Source organism: Winogradskyella psychrotolerans (assembly GCF_018860545.1).
GTDB classification, from domain to species: Bacteria; Bacteroidota; Bacteroidia; order Flavobacteriales; family Flavobacteriaceae; genus Winogradskyella; species Winogradskyella psychrotolerans_A.
On the sequence record NZ_JAHKPN010000041.1, the window covers coordinates 24020 to 39835 of the forward strand.

The window sequence follows — 15816 nt, forward strand, 5'->3', positions numbered from 1 at the left end:
GATGACCAGCATTTTTAACGCTATTCGAGTTCTATCAATATGGCATCTTGCAACACTTGTTGTCCAACAGCTACTTTTATTGACGCCACAACACCAGGTTTTTCGGCTACGATGTTATTTTCCATTTTCATAGCTTCTAGAACTAATAACAAATCGTTTTCCTTAATGGTATCTCCAACTTTTACGTTTAGAGACAGAATGACTCCAGGTATCGGAGCTACAATATTCGTTTTTGTAGATTTTGGTGTGGTTTGTATCGGTGCTGTTGGTTGTTTTGAAGCCGAACGCACCAAAGTAGGAGTCTTTGTTTTTTTAATTTCTTTATTCATAATGACATCATAAGTGGTTCCGTTAACCTCTAAGTTGATGACATTATCTTCGTGTGACTTTATATTGACCGTATAGCCGTTTTCGTTGACTTTGAATTTATATGTTTTCATGATTTTAATCTATTTTGAATTCCGTATATTTTTGAACTCCAAGGTGAATATGCTTTTTTAACTTGTTTGATGGTTAAGATGCCACTTTCAATATCGTGTTGCTCGCTGAGGTACATATGAACAGAAGCTCCAATAACCGCAGAAATCTCTCCAGTAAAACCACTATCTCCTTTGACTTTAATTTCACTAATTTTTTTATCTTTTCCTTTCGTGATTATTTTGTAAACGTATAGCATCCACGGTAATCCATAGTTAAAGAAAACGGCAAGGGTTACTAAGGCTCCAAAAACGATTAATAATCCCGTAATTAGAATCACGTAGCCTTCGCTTATAGTATCTGTATATAATAGTATCTGTGTCATTATAATGGGATGTTTGAGTGTTTTTTTGGTGGATTTACATCTTTTTTATTCTGAAGTAATTCTAATGCTCTAATGATTCTGAAACGTGTGTTTCTTGGTTCAATAACATCATCAATAAAGCCATATTTAGCTGCTTGATACGGGTTAGCGAATCGCTCTGTGTATTCATCTTCTTTTTTATCAATGTATTCTTGTTTTTCGTCAGCATCTTCTATTTTTCTAATATTAGAGCCTTCTAAAACTTCTACAGCTCCCTTCGCTCCCATTACAGCGATCTCTGCCGTTGGCCAAGCGTAGTTGACGTCTCCTCGTAATTGTTTACAGCTCATGACATCATGCGCTCCACCGTAAGATTTTCTCAATGTAATAGTGACTTTAGGTACAGTGGCTTCACCATAGGCAAATAATAATTTGGCTCCATGTAATATAATTCCGCCATACTCTTGTCCTGTTCCCGGTAAGAATCCTGGTACATCAACTAAAGTTACAATTGGAATATTGAAAGCATCACAGAAACGCACAAATCGTGCTGCCTTACGAGAGGCATCAATATCTAAAACACCTGCGTAATATTTAGGTTGATTAGCCACGATACCAACTGGTCGTCCATTAAATCTTGCAAAACCGACACATATATTTCTGGCATAGTTTCGATGTACTTCTGTAAACTCTCCATTATCTGCAAGGATTGAAATCACATCAACAATATCATAAGGTTGATTTGGGTTTTCAGGAATAATTTCGTTTAACGCATCCTCTAAGCGATCAATAGGATCATTACAAGGAATGATTGGAGCTTCTTCCAAATTATTGGAAGGCATATAACTCAAAATCTTACGAATCAATAATAAGTTTGTCTCATCATCTTTGGCTAAGAAGTGCGATACACCAGAACGTGTAGAGTGAATTTTAGCTCCACCTAACTGATCTGCAGTAACTTCTTCTCCAGTGACCGACTTTACGACTTTAGGGCCAGTAACAAACATATAACTGGTGTCTTCGGTCATAATCGTAAAGTCCGTTAATGCCGGAGAATACACCGCTCCACCAGCACATGGTCCTAGAATTGAAGAAATTTGAGGAATAACACCCGATGCCATAATGTTACGTTGAAAAATTTCAGCATAACCGGCTAAGGATCTCACTCCTTCTTGAATACGTGCACCACCAGAATCATTTAGCCCGATCACCGGAACACCAATTTTCATGGCCATATCCATGACTTTACAAATTTTTAAAGCGTAGGTTTCTGATAAGGATCCACCAAACACCGTGAAGTCTTGAGCAAAAATATAAACTACTCTTCCATCTATAGTACCGTGTCCGGTGACCACACCATCAGAGAGATAAATTTGTTTATCTAGCCCAAAGGATTTTGTTCTGTGTGTTACAAACATGTCGAATTCTTCAAAACTATCATCGTCTAAAAGAATGTCGATACGTTCACGTGCTGTTAATTTACCTTTAGCATGTTGAGAATCGATACGTTTTTCTCCACCACCCAACTTTGCTTTTGCTCTTTTTTCTATGAGCTCGTTAATTTTATCTTGATTTGCCATAATTTCTTTTCTTATCTAAATAGTATATCAAATTATTCTGGTTTTGAACACAGTTCTGTAAGCACGCCTAAAGTTGATTTTGGATGTAAGAATCCAATTTCTAAGCCTTCTGCTCCTGGTCTTGCGGTTTTGTCAATTAACTTAACACCTCTTTCTTCTGCGGTTTTTAGAGCGTCGTTGGTATTATCTACAGCAAATGCAATATGATGTATGCCTTGGCCTTTCTTGGCTATAAACTTGCCAATTGGTCCATCTGGTGATGTGCTTTCTAGTAATTCAATTTTTGTATTACCTACCAAAAAAAAGGCTGTCTTCACTTTTTGATCGACAACCTCTTCTATAGAATAGCATTTCATTCCTAAAACCTGTTCATAGTACTTTATAGCCTCGTCTAAATTTTCTACTGCAATTCCTAAATGCTCTATGTGTGATATATTCATGATTATAATTTTAGTTCTTGTACAAATTTACTTTAGGACAGTTTTTTGTTTTATGACAGAAATCATGTTATAAAAACTAAATAGCTTCATTTTCTTATCTAATAGAAATACTATAGCGTGGAGAATAGCGTAGTTATTGACTTACAAGAACTATTAGTATCAGAAAGGTGTGATAAATTGAAAAAATAAGAATTAAAGATTTATGATATTCTTATTTTAGAGGCGGTAAATTTAATAATAATATAAAAATAGTGTGTTTGTTTTATTAAATATGAATAGGTTTTAACGTGTATTTGAAATAAATATGGTATTAAGTGAAAAATCCTGAATAAATTTTTAAAATACACTGCATTACAGGTAGTTACGAAAACGTTATCGTAGTTTTTAGCGTTAAAACTTTATCATATGGGATTTACAATTTAATCTATAAACGTCATTCAACACAAATTTGGGAATCGATAATTGAGATGTATTTTGAAAGTTTAATTGGGTAATCTTATTTTAAACACCGATTGAAGACGATATCGTTTTTCTAAATGCGGAAGATATTTAATGAGTTTAAGTTGTGATTAAATTAAATGAAATTTTTATGCCTTGAATAATCATTCCTGTACCAATAATGGCGATAATTAAACCCATAATTTTACCAATAACAGAGATCACATTATTCCCCACTATTCTAACAATAAGGTCACTCAATCTAAATGTAAAATAAGCCAGTAAACTCATTAATCCGAAAATCGCAATAACTAAAATTGTTTGTATAGGATTTACATTGGCCACAAAATTCATGGCTGTCACAATGGTTCCTGGACCTGCTAAAATTGGAATAGCTAATGGAGATATCGCAATATTCTCATCTTCATCTACATTTTTAATGTTTTTTACATTCGATTTTTTTGACTGTAGCATTTCAAAACCAATATAAAAGATTAAGATACCACCCGTAATTTTAAAGGCAGGAATACTAATATTAAATAATTCAAAAATATACTTTCCTAAAAGTACAAAAACGGTAACAATGATAAATGCTGTAATGTTAGCTCGTTTATTAATATCTCTTTTCGTTGCCTTATCTAAACCTTGAGTTAATGACACAAAAACAGTCATATTTGATATCGGATTCGTTATAGCAAAAAAGCCCGTAAATACAGTAATTGAAAATGTAATGAGGTTATCCATTTCGTTTAAAAATTAATCGTGCAAGAACTTGAATTCCTTCTATTTTACCAAAGTAATTTCCTATAATTTAACAATTAAATTTTAAATCATATTTCAATCGATGTAATATTTGCTAATTATTTGGTTTCTTGGTGGTTATACTATTTATAGAACGTATGCTTCTTGGTCCTCTTTCACCGATTTGTTGTGTGTTGAATTTTCAGCAGCTCCAAAATACGTTCCGGCTTCTAAGAGGTTCACAATTTTATCTCCAGAAATTTGATGCGCCACAGTACCTTGAATAATTACGACTCTAAAATTTAAATTTAAATTTTTGATTTCACCCTTAAAACTAGCTTGTAATTTTAGCAGGCTAGCAGTTTATATTTGTGTAAAAATTTCACTTTCAGATAATCTAGATTTTGGTGTTTTATCTGTGGAATTAAAGTCAGATTCTGCTCTGTATCCTATAGAAACAGCAACTAAAGCTGTAAAACCTTTTGCTCTTAAACCAAATTCTTCATCTAATGCTTTTACATCTATACCTTCCATTGGAGTTGCATCTATACCTAAACTCGCTACACCTAGTAAAAAGCTTCCTATATTTAAGTATACTTGTTTTTCCATCCAGTGTTGCTGGTCTTTTAAATCGTATTTATGAATACCTGCAAAAGTTTTTACAGCACCTAGGAATCCGTTTTTTATGTCTTCATTTGGAAATCTTCCATTCTTATCTTCAGTATCTGCAATGTGCTGAAAATAAGTGTCATCGGCATCAATTTTTGAACAGAATAATACGACTGCTGAAGCGTTGGTCACTTTAGGCTCATTAAAATGAAAGAAACCTTGAGTTCCTTTTGCCATACGCGCTTTACCTTCTGTAGTTTCCGCAACTATAAAATGCCAAGGTTGTAAGTTTACACTCGATGGACTCATTCTTAATAAGTTTTTGATTTCAGCCATATCAGCCTCAGATATTTTTTTGGTTGGGTCAAATTCTTTAGTTGTGTATCTCCAGTTTAAAATTTCTTTTAAATTCATTTGTTTATGTTTTTGAGTTGATTCTTAATTACGCTACAAAGGTATATACCCACACTTCATTATTTTTTGTACAAAAAAAGGTAATACAGGTATAAAAAAAGGTTTATTCAAGTTGTGATCTTAAAATTTTCCTAAAAACTATAGGCAACACTGGTTTTTTACGCTTAAATGTACTTCAAGTAAGTGATTAACCTTTATTCATACCACTAATGCTTTTTGTAGATATCTTTAATAAAGAAGAAAAACATAACTACAATAAAGAAGGCAAATGGCAAAGAAGTTATAATTAGTAGGCGCTGTACGGTCTCTAAAACATCAATATTAGCTTTTATATTTCCTAATAGTAATAAAGCTATGGTTGCTAATAAAATGAAAACAGACCAAATCACACGATGTATTTTATTAGGCGTTTTACGACCTTGATCTGTAAACATGCTGAGTACATAAACTGCAGAATCTACTGAGGTTATTAAGAAACTGATTAATAAAAATATTGAGATAATATTTAAAACGGTAGCAAAAGGATACTGTTCAAAAAACACGAAAATAGAGGTAAATACGTTGCCGAATTCGCTATTATAGGTGCCCCAATTTTCAATGACATTAAAAGCTGAAGTTCCAAAAACCGAAAACCAAAAAAACGTGCCAATAGATGGAATTATAAGAACACCTAATAATAGCTGTTTGATGGTTCTTCCTTTAGAAATACGTGCAATAAAAATACCTGTGAATGGTGCCCAAGCTAACCAAAATGCCCAATAATAAAAGGTCCAACCGGTTAAAAAATCTAACCCAGGATTATAATCGCCTAAGGCCAAACTCATCGGTATAAAATCTATGATATAATGAAAAGTTGCTTTGCAAAACGACAGCAAACTCACTTGTATATTATTGGTAACAAATACAAAAATCAAGATAAATGAGGTGACTATAATATTGACTTTAGAGAAAATTTTAATGCCTTTGTTCACACCTTGCCATGCAGAATAACAAGCTATAGCAGTGATAAAGACACAAAGTAGAATCGTTGTGGTGAGCCCGAAACTACTAGCTGACACATGATTAAGTCCTCCATTAATTTGTGTGGTCCCCAAGCCAATTGCAGCAATTAGACCGAACACTGTGGTAATGATAGTGATAACATCCACTCCATGTTTTAGAAAATTACTTTTAAGATGGTCTTCTACCGTGGCACTTATCCTCACTTTCTTTTTCTTAACGTGTAAGGCGTAACCCACCACCACTGCAAAAAGTCCGTAAAATGCCCAAGCTGTAAATCCCCATTGATAAAATGTAAATTCTAAAGCTAAAATATCGTTAGATAAATTAGACTCAAATGGCGGATGTTGTTGCATAAATACCGGTTCTTGAACAGCGCGTAACAATATGCCAGAACCCATTCCCGCACTATATAACATGGCTATCCATGACCAAAGTGAATATTCTGGTTTATCGTTTGATTTCCCTAATTTTAGGTTTCCAAATTTTGAAAAAGCAAGTGTAAACAAAGCCAAAACACAAGCTAAACCAAGATATAAATAAAAATACCCAAAGTAATTTCTAACCCATAACGAAGTCCTATCAATAGCATTGTAACTGGCTTCGGTTGCAAAAAACACAATGAAACTAAAAACAAAAATAATGCTTATGGAAAGGGTTAAAATTGAATGTTTTGTAATGAATTTTAAAAGCAATGGATCTAATTTTATGTAAACATAAATATAAAGAACTTAAATCGAATTAGAATGCGTCAGGTTATAAGGTACATAGAAAGGATAATTAGGTATAAAAAAAGGTTTTGATATAAAATGAGTAGTTGTTATATGAATATTTCTCTAGTTTTACTCTAAATTACGACTTAAAACACATCATAATGCAAGTATTAGAAGCTTATAAACCTTTTGAAATACAAGAAATAGAATTAACAGACTGGAAACAACGTCCTGTTAAAAACAATTTTTTTGAACTTGTTTTGATCAAAGACGGTGAAGGTACACAATGCATCAATTATAATGAATATCGTTATAGCAGGAACAGTATGTTTTTGTTGCCTCCTTTAAAATGCCATTCTTTCACGATTGAGAAACCTACGCGTTTTGTGTTTTTAAAGTTTACAGATTCATTTTTTAAAAATGTGAATAGCATTACAATTGATAGAAATGAATGGTTTAAAGAAGCTGCTTATATACTTTCTAATTATAATCAATTACCTGGTGATATAATAAAGAATGAAATGGATAGGAACCATTTAAACAGCTTAGTCGCCATGATTTTACTAGAATCTAGAAATTATGGCGAATCATCTGTTAACCTAGTAACGAGCTTAATGACTAGCGTTTTAGAATTATTAATTAGAAATATAAAGAAGAGTCGTTATTTTGAAGTTCCTAAAACGAATTCGGATGATAGAATCACAAAAATGCTCACCTATATTAATGACAATATAGATAAAACAGAAATGTTAAAAGTTGAAAATTTAGCAGAAGTGTTTATGATGTCGTCTACGTATGTTAGTGAGTTTTTCAAGAAACAAGTCAAAATGTCTCTTCGTGAATATATAATTAAAGCAAAACTTAAATTGGTCGAAATCCGATTGTTAAATTCTGATTTCACCCTAACTCAAATAGCTGATGAGTTAGGCTTTACTGATGTTAGCCACTTATCTAAAACTTTTAAACGCTACGCAGGAATATCCATACGTGAATTTAAAAATAATGGTGAATATATGTTATTGAAACGCGGGAATTGTGCACCACGTTTGAATACTTAAACACATGCATGATTTTATAAATAGTTTATTAAACAAGGCTTTTATAAAAATGTTTCTCAATTTAATAGGAGTACTTCTATTTTAGTTTTTTTTGCTCTGAAATGGGTATACAGTCTGATTATAAACGGATTGAGTTACTTAAAAAACAACTAATTGGCTATCTTTGTCGTATTAACATGCTCTAAATTAAACCAATGACTAAAAAAGAAGAGGTCTATATAAGTTCCTTTAAGAAGGCGATTTTCATCGACAGTTTGTTTTATATATCATTTTTAGCAGCTATACTCGTGAGTGTGTGCTTAGATCGTTCACAACTCATTTATGCCTTACCTGTTGTGATTCTGACTATTTTAATTAAATATATAAGCCGCACGAAAAAGAGCGCCAATCCTATTTTTATTTTAGCCTTATTAGCCATTTTAATATCTGATATCTTATCATTTCGTGCTTTTGAAGCTTGTTTTCCTTGGATTGCCATATCATCATCTATCTATTTACTATGCTGCACGTTTAGCTTAAAGAAATATTTACAAAAAGGCACCTTAAAATCGGTTCTATCGTTTTCAGTCATATTAAGTGGATTACTGGTGTTTTATATTACCTATGCTATTGTCGATTTGCTTATCGACTTTCTAGCTGGCTTTACCTTGTTTTTTGTGTTTTTAATTGCAGCTAGTTTAATAATTCAAACCATTGCCATAGCGATTATTTATATTAGAGATACGTATCATAATGGGACAATTTTACTGGCTTCTGGTATTTTTACCTTCTTTCAGATAACATTGATTGCTATTAACGAGTTTTTGTATTTTGACAATACATTTACGGTATTAATTGTAATCTGCCATGTGATGGCCATATACCTCTTAATGCATTTTATCTCCACAACAGCGGTGGTGAACCCTGAGGATCTTAAGGAGAAATTCATTTAAAAGTGCGACTACTGTATTGTTTCGATTTCAAAACGTATGGATTCCTTTTACGTGTAAAGTCACTCCCCTAATTAATGTCAATTAAATTCGTTTTTTTTTAGAGAACATAAACCTATGTTAAAAAAAAGAATGAACGTTCATTTTTGTTTACATTTGTATCAGAATTACATTGATTATGGCAAAGCTTCAAAAAAGTATAGATAAAAGAAATGCATTAGTTAAGGCCACTATTGAATTGGTTAATAACGATGGGTTTCATGCAACACCGATGAGTAAAATAGCCAAAATGGCGAATGTGTCTCCGGCAACGATTTACCTCTATTTTGAAAATAAACAAGATTTAGTCAATCAAACCTATATAGAAGTTAAAGCGGAATATACCAAATATGCTTTTGCGACGTACGATGAAACGATGTCTGTAGAAGCTGGTTTTGAATTGATATGGAAACGTATTGCCGATTTCAAATTAAAAGAATGTGAGCACGCCATGTTTTTAGCGCAATGTGACAATACTCCAATGATTGATGAACCAAGTAGAATTGAAGGTATAAAACACCTACAACCCCTACTCGACTTATGGCAACGTGGTAAAGAAGAAGGTGTTATTAAACCCTTATCAGATTATATTTTATATGCTTACGCTATCAACCCGTTATCGTTTTTAATGATTACCCAAAAGCGCGGAGCTTTTCAGTTAGATGCATCACATTTAGCAGAGGCCTATGACGCTGCATGGGACAGCATCAGCATTAAACCAAAATCATAACATGAAAAAAACAGCTATTATATTAGGAGCCTCTGGTTTAACTGGATCTCACGTCCTCCAGAAATTAATAGATGATGACCGTTATGGTATCATTAAATTATTTTCTAGGAGTAAGATTGAAGGCTTATCAAGCGTCAAAGTACAGCAGTTTATTGGGGATTTAATGAATTTAGATCAATTTAAAGCCGATTTTACGGGTGATGAAGTGTATTGTAATATTGGTACAACTAAATCGAAAACACCAGACAAATCAACCTATAAGAACATAGATTATGGTATTCCTGTAGCAGCAGCGCAACTCGCCAAAGCAAAACACATTAAAACGTTTATCGTGGTATCGGCTATGGGTGCCAATAAAAATAGTAGTGTATTCTACAATAAAATAAAAGGTGAAATGGAACAAGGTGTATTAGCACCGAATCTTCCCATCACTTACATCTTAAGACCGTCTTTAATTGGCGGAAATCGCAAAGAGTCCAGAACACTTGAAAAAATAGGATTAAAGATTTTCAGTCTCATTCAACCTTTGTTTATAGGACCGCTAAAAAAATTCAAAGTCGTTAACGCAAATGTTATCGCTAACACTATGATTTATTTAGCCAATACAAAGGCTTGCAAGGACACGATTATCGCATCAGATATAATTAACAAATTAGGCAAAAACAATTAGAATTAGAAAAAATAACGATGGAATTATTAGATAAATTAAAATGGAGGTATGCTGCTAAAGCCATGAATGGAAACGTAGTACCAGAAGAAAAAATAGAACGCATTCTTGAGGCGGCACGCTTAGCACCAACATCAAGTGGTTTACAACCTTTTGAAATTATTGTTGTTAAAAATCAAGAGCTTAAAGAAAAGATTAAACCAGTAGCTTGGAACCAATCGGTGATTACAGATTGCTCTCACCTACTCGTTTTCGCAGCATGGGATACCTACACGGCAGATAGAATCAATTATATGTTCGATTTAACCAATGATATTCGTGGTTTTAAAAATGAAGGCTGGGAAAATTACCGTCAAATGCTACTAAGTTCATATCCACAAAAAGATGCGGAAGACAACTTTAACCATGCCGCCAAACAAGCCTACATCGCTTTTGCTGAAGCCATAACAGCAGCGGCTTTTGAAGGGGTTGATGCGACACCTCTAGAAGGTTTTGATCCCGCTGCAGTAGATGAAATTTTAGGACTTCGTGAAAAAGGTTTACGTAGTGCTGTTATGTTGCCAATAGGCTATAGAAAAGAAGATGACGATTGGTTAGTAAATCTCGTTAAGGTGAGAAAACCTATGGAAGATTTAGTAACTGTAATAGACTAATAAAAAATTAAGAATTATGACAAAGACCATTTTATTAAAAAATAGACCTGAAGGAAAACCTTCAATGTCAGATTTCGAATTTATAACTGAGGAATCTGAAAATACAATTAGTAAAGGTGAAATACTATTGGAAACCAAATACGTTTCTGTAGATCCTTATTTAAGAGGCAGAATGAGTGATGCCAAATCGTATGTGCCACCATTTCAACTCAACAAACCCATTCAATCTGGCGTCATTGCTAAAGTACTCGAATCTAAAAATGATACGTTTACAGAAGGCGATTATGTTTCTGGAATGCTCAACTGGCAAACAAAACAAATCTCTAACGGTGAAGGATTGACTAAAGTTAATCCGGATAAAGCTCCTTTATCAGCCTATCTTGGTATTTTAGGCATGACGGGTTTAACCGCTTACACAGGCTTAACAGAAATAGGAAAACCTAAAGCTGGAGAAACTTTAGTAGTTTCTGGAGCAGCTGGTGCTGTAGGATCTGTTGTGGGACAAATTGGAAAAATCCTTGGACTTCGAGTAATTGGTATTGCCGGAACAGATGAAAAAATAGAAATGCTAAAAAGCAAATTCGGTTTCGATGTTGGTATTAATTACAACACCACCAAAGATATGAAATCAGCGATTGCAGAAGCAGCACCAAATGGTGTAGATATCTATTTTGATAATGTAGGAGGCCCAATATCAGATGCTGTATTAGTGAATATTAATAGACTCGCACGAATCATCGTATGCGGAGCCATTTCGGTTTACAACAATACAGAAGCACCTAAAAGTTTAAGCGTACAACCCTTCTTAGTAAAAAATAGTGCGTTAATGCAAGGATTTATAGTTTCTAATTATGCTGAGAAATTTCCCGAAGCTATAAAGCAATTAGCAACTTGGTTATCCGAAGGTAAACTCATGTACTCAGAAACCATCGTTAAAGGTTTTGATAATATCCCAAAAGCTTTTATCGACCTTTTCGAAGGTAAAAACAAAGGGAAAATGATCGTTGAATTATAAATAATAAAAAAGAAAAAGACAATGAACAATTTTGAATTTAAAAATCCGACCAAAATAATTTTTGGAAAGAACACTATAGAAAAACTAGCAAACGAAATTCCTAAAGATGCTAAAGTATTATTGCTTTACGGTGGAGGAAGTATTAAGAAAAACGGTATTTACGATCAGGTAAAAACGGCATTATCTAATGTTGATGTTGTTGAGTTTGGAGGCATTCCTGCAAACCCAGAATATGCTAAATTGATGGCGGCTTTAAAAGTCATTAAAGATGAAAACATCACGTATTTATTAGCCGTTGGTGGTGGATCAGTGATTGATGGCACTAAATTTTTATCCGCTGCAGCACTTTATGATGGTGATACGCCTTGGGATATTTTAGCAAAAAACATAAGAACACATAAAGGCATGCCTTTCGGAACTGTCTTAACGTTGCCAGCTACAGGATCTGAAATGAACTCTGGTGCGGTAATTACAAGAGCAGAAACTAAAGAGAAACGCACTATGGGTGGACCTGGATTATTTCCTGAGTTCTCCATATTAGATCCTCAAGTCATTGCATCCATTCCACAACGTCAATTAGCAAATGGATTAATGGATTCATTTACACACGTGCTAGAGCAATACATGACGTATCCGATTGGTGCTTTGTTGCAAGATCGTTTTGCAGAAAGCATCTTACAAACCATTATTGAAATCGCACCAAAAGTGCTGAAAGATCCAACAGATTATAAAGCAGCCTCTAACTTTATGTGGAGTTGTACTATGGCTTTAAACGGATTAATACAAAAAGGAGTACCAAACGATTGGGCAGTTCATGCGATGGGTCACGAGTTAACAGCATTATTTGGTATCGATCATGCACGTACGCTAGCTATTATTGCACCAAGCCATTACAAGTTTAATTTTGAAGCAAAGAAAGAAAAACTAGCACAGTATGCAGAACGTGTTTGGAATATTACCGAAGGTAGCACAGACGATAAAGCGTATGCAGCTATCGAAAAAACAACTGAGTTTTTCCATGAATTAGGTATTAAGACGAAATTATCGGAGTATACAGAAGATTATGAAGGTACAGCTGAAGAAATAGCGAAACGTTTTACAGATCGTGGTTGGAAAACTTTAGGAGAGCACCAAACCTTATCACCAGATAAAGTAGAGAAAATCGTAAAAATGGCGTATTAATTTAAAACTAAATACCAGTTCGAATGTCCAAACTTTTACGTCGGGATGTATCGAGAACAGTTTTTTCAATAGTCAAACTGGTAATAGACTTTATAAAAATGAAGACACTACAAACCATAGTAGTAATTCTATCATTAATTACAGCGTCAAGTTGTAAAGAACATAACGTTTCTGAAACGGTTTCAGAAGGACAAAAAGAATTAAAAAAAGAAAAGAAAATGAAGGTATTATTTGTATTAACATCTCACGATAAATTAGGAGATACAGGAAAAAAAACAGGATTTTGGGTTGAAGAATTCGCAAGTCCATATTACACCTTATTAGATAAAGGAGCGACCATTACATTGGCAACACCAAAAGGAGGTGCTGCTCCAATAGATCCAGCTAGTGATGGACCAGATGCAGCTACTGCAGCCACTGAGCGTTTCAATAAGGATACAGAAGCAAAAAATAAAATAGCAAACACCAAGAAATTATCGGATATCAACGCTGATGATTTTGATGCCGTATTTTATCCAGGAGGTCATGGACCATTATGGGATTTAGCAAATGACAGCACTTCTATTGCTTTAATCGAAAAGTTTAATGATCAGAAAAAACCAATCGCTTTTGTATGTCATGCTCCTGCAGCTTTAAAAGATGTCAAAAATGCTGATGGCACAAGACTTGTAAAAGGTAAAAAAGTCACTGGTTTTTCTAATTTAGAAGAAACACAAGTGGGTTTAACTGAGGTAGTACCAATCTTAGTAGAAGATATGCTTATTGAAAACGGTGCGTTTTATTCTAACGCAGATGCTTGGGCAGCTTATGCTATTCAAGATGGAAATTTAATTACGGGTCAAAACCCAGCATCTTCAGAATTAGTAGCAGAAAAGTTATTAGAAGCATTAAAATAGTCAATTCCCTAAGTTGATTAATAGCGAAAAGCCTGTATAACATTATGTTTGCAGGCTTTTTATTGGTCTATTAAAGACCTTAGAATTCCATTTATAAGTTCTCAATTTACAGAACACACCATTTTAACCATATTAATCACGTACACGACTAAACATTTGTATTTTTGCGCCGCATTTGATGAGAAGGCTTAATATTAAGACACCACAACATGATTATATCTAAACTACATTATATATCTCAAGGAAACACTCCTGAAGCACATTTAGAAAACATTCAAAAAGCGTGTACATCTGGTGCGGAGTTAGTACAATTACACCTTTCAGGTATTTCGGAGGCTAAATATTTAGAGATTGCTAAAGCTGCTAGAGATATCACGTTTCATTTTCAAACACGATTAATCATCAATGGGAACTATAACATAGCAAAAGAAGTTAAAGCTGAAGGTGTGCATTTAGAAAAAACAGACGTCTGCTCAACGGTTGCAAGACCACATTTATACAGCTGGCAAATTATTGGTGGCTCAGCAAACAGCTTAGAAGATTGTGAAGCTTTACTTGCTAAAGACATCGATTATATTAAGTTAGAACCTTTTAGAACAACAACCGAAGATAGTTCAAGTATAGCTTTAGGTCTGGACGGCTATACGACTATTAGTAATGCTTTAATAACAGAAAAACCAATTATTGGTTTTGGTGATATCACTACAAATGATGTCACAGATATATTAGAAACAGGTATTTCTGGAATTGCGGTATCTGATGCAATCACTGAAAATTTTGACAACATAAAAACATTCAATCAGTTGTTAAAAGCATCTGCAACGGGTGAAATTCGTCATACGTTTAAGTAGATAAATCTTAATGCTTCACAACCATTAATCACTAAAATTTATAGCCCAATATGTGGATGTATTTAGGCTTACTAGCCGCACTCTTTTTAGGATTACACAACCTATGTAAAAAACATGCCGTACAAGGAAACGAAGTATTTCCTGTGCTTTTAGGAACGGTATCTAGTGGTTTTTTATTTGTTGCTACGTTTTATGGTTTGTCTATCTTTTATCCAGATTACGCGCTTGAGCATGGTTATAACTTTCAAAAGATTTCGTGGCAAACTCATGGTTTTATTTTTATAAAATCGGCCATCATGGCGAGTTCATGGATTTTAGCGTATCAAGCTTTAAAGCATTTACCTATTACGATTGTAACGCCCATTCGTTCTGCAGGACCATTTTTCACCTTTATTGGTGCCATTTTAATTTATCAAGAAAAACCAAACACCTTACAATGGATTGGCTTTTTCCTCATCATTTTTTCAGTAATGCTTTATTCTAAAATAGGAAAAAAAGAAGGCATTAATTTCAAACGCAACAAATGGATTTTCGCCATTATCGGAGCCACATTTTTAGGAGCCTCGAGTGGTTTGTACGACAAATTCTTAATCCAAAACCTGAGCCTTAACCCACAAACCTTACAATTCTGGTTTTGCCTATACACCATATTAATTTTACTACTCATCTTAACCATCACATGGTTTCCGCATGATGAAAAACGAAAAGCCTTTAAATTCCGTTGGTCCATCATTGCAGTCGGTATTTTACTGCAAGCCGCAGATTACTTCTACTTTAAAGCCTTACAAGATCCGGATGCTTTAATTATGCTCTTATCAGCCATAAAACGAAGTCAAATTTTAATAGCTGTAGTCGTTGGAGGTTTAGTCTTCAAAGAACAAAACAAACGTAAAAAATTAGTGCCTTTAGCAGGCATTATGATTGGGGTTTTTCTGATTTTATATTCCAATTAGATATAAACCGATTTAATATCATTGTAGTGGTTTCAGACTTTTAGCTATTGACAACTGCATTAGCAACATCTCAAAATATGCCTCTGAACGACAACCTATTTAGAAATACCAATTTAAAACTTAACTTG

Annotated in this window: 18 protein-coding genes; 10 read left to right on the forward strand and 8 right to left on the reverse strand. The window is 33.9% G+C overall.

From position 1 onward, the window contains the following. Window positions 1–20 precede the first annotated feature (20 nt). The 8 genes from KO515_RS13740 to KO515_RS13775 all read right to left on the reverse strand — a co-directional run bounded on the left by KO515_RS13740 (window position 21) and on the right by KO515_RS13775 (window position 6697). Window positions 21–440 (reverse strand): biotin/lipoyl-containing protein, encoded by a 420-nt coding sequence (locus KO515_RS13740; RefSeq protein ID WP_215936914.1) that lies wholly within the window; start codon window positions 438–440, stop codon window positions 21–23. After that, window positions 437–802, reverse strand: a complete 366-nt coding sequence (locus KO515_RS13745) for an OadG family protein (RefSeq protein WP_215936915.1) — start codon at window positions 800–802, stop codon at window positions 437–439. Before KO515_RS13745 ends, KO515_RS13740 begins: the two co-directional genes overlap by 4 nt. Then, the gene (locus KO515_RS13750; RefSeq protein ID WP_215936916.1) at window positions 802–2361 is read right to left on the reverse strand and encodes an acyl-CoA carboxylase subunit beta; all 1560 of its coding nucleotides are present in this window, start codon (window positions 2359–2361) and stop codon (window positions 802–804) included. Before KO515_RS13750 ends, KO515_RS13745 begins: the two co-directional genes overlap by 1 nt. A 32-nt stretch (window positions 2362–2393) precedes the next feature. Next, a complete protein-coding gene (gene mce, locus KO515_RS13755) occupies window positions 2394–2801 on the reverse strand; it encodes a methylmalonyl-CoA epimerase (protein WP_215936917.1) in 408 nt (135 codons plus the stop codon). 558 nt (window positions 2802–3359) lie between these two features. Then, window positions 3360–3983, reverse strand: a complete 624-nt coding sequence (locus KO515_RS13760) for a MarC family protein (protein WP_215936918.1) — start codon at window positions 3981–3983, stop codon at window positions 3360–3362. Between the two features lie 144 nt (window positions 3984–4127). Then, the gene (locus KO515_RS13765) at window positions 4128–4334 is read right to left on the reverse strand and encodes a DUF4437 domain-containing protein (RefSeq protein WP_215936968.1); all 207 of its coding nucleotides are present in this window, start codon (window positions 4332–4334) and stop codon (window positions 4128–4130) included. A 9-nt stretch (window positions 4335–4343) separates the two neighbouring features. Beyond that, complete coding sequence (gene nfsB / locus KO515_RS13770) at window positions 4344–5003, reverse strand: oxygen-insensitive NAD(P)H nitroreductase (protein WP_215936919.1); 660 nt, start codon at window positions 5001–5003, stop codon at window positions 4344–4346. 206 nt (window positions 5004–5209) lie between these two features. Further along, window positions 5210–6697: a BCCT family transporter gene (locus KO515_RS13775; RefSeq protein WP_215936920.1), complete on the reverse strand. Its 1488-nt coding sequence runs from the start codon at window positions 6695–6697 to the stop codon at window positions 5210–5212. Window positions 6698–6876: 179 nt separating this feature from the next. On the opposite strand from KO515_RS13775, the gene KO515_RS13780 reads away from it, so the two are divergent. The 10 genes from KO515_RS13780 (at window position 6877) to KO515_RS13825 (ending at window position 15688) form a co-directional block, all read left to right on the forward strand. After that, window positions 6877–7773 carry an AraC family transcriptional regulator gene (locus KO515_RS13780; RefSeq protein WP_215936921.1) on the forward strand — a complete coding sequence of 299 codons (897 nt, stop codon included), beginning with the start codon at window positions 6877–6879 and terminating at the stop codon, window positions 7771–7773. A gap of 194 nt (window positions 7774–7967) precedes the next feature. Further along, entirely contained in the window at window positions 7968–8705 is a 738-nt protein-coding gene (locus KO515_RS13785) for a hypothetical protein (protein ID WP_215936922.1), read from the forward strand. Window positions 8706–8880: 175 nt separating this feature from the next. Then, window positions 8881–9471 (forward strand): TetR/AcrR family transcriptional regulator, encoded by a 591-nt coding sequence (locus KO515_RS13790; protein WP_215936923.1) that lies wholly within the window; start codon window positions 8881–8883, stop codon window positions 9469–9471. Between the two features lies 1 nt (window position 9472). Next, entirely contained in the window at window positions 9473–10141 is a 669-nt protein-coding gene (locus KO515_RS13795) for an NAD(P)H-binding protein (protein ID WP_215936924.1), read from the forward strand. Window positions 10142–10158: 17 nt separating this feature from the next. Further along, window positions 10159–10791: an NAD(P)H-dependent oxidoreductase gene (locus tag KO515_RS13800; RefSeq protein ID WP_215936925.1), complete on the forward strand. Its 633-nt coding sequence runs from the start codon at window positions 10159–10161 to the stop codon at window positions 10789–10791. Window positions 10792–10807: 16 nt separating this feature from the next. Next, window positions 10808–11806, forward strand: a complete 999-nt coding sequence (locus KO515_RS13805) for an NADP-dependent oxidoreductase (protein ID WP_215936926.1) — start codon at window positions 10808–10810, stop codon at window positions 11804–11806. 21 nt (window positions 11807–11827) lie between these two features. Next, on the forward strand, window positions 11828–12988 hold the full coding sequence (locus tag KO515_RS13810; protein ID WP_215936927.1) for an iron-containing alcohol dehydrogenase: 1161 nt from the start codon (window positions 11828–11830) through the stop codon (window positions 12986–12988). Between the two features lie 98 nt (window positions 12989–13086). Further along, the gene (locus tag KO515_RS13815; RefSeq protein ID WP_215936928.1) at window positions 13087–13884 is read left to right on the forward strand and encodes a type 1 glutamine amidotransferase domain-containing protein; all 798 of its coding nucleotides are present in this window, start codon (window positions 13087–13089) and stop codon (window positions 13882–13884) included. Between the two features lie 209 nt (window positions 13885–14093). Further along, a complete protein-coding gene (locus KO515_RS13820; RefSeq protein ID WP_215936929.1) occupies window positions 14094–14735 on the forward strand; it encodes a thiamine phosphate synthase in 642 nt (213 codons plus the stop codon). 50 nt (window positions 14736–14785) lie between these two features. After that, a complete protein-coding gene (locus tag KO515_RS13825; RefSeq protein WP_215936930.1) occupies window positions 14786–15688 on the forward strand; it encodes an EamA family transporter in 903 nt (300 codons plus the stop codon). Window positions 15689–15816 lie beyond the last annotated feature (128 nt).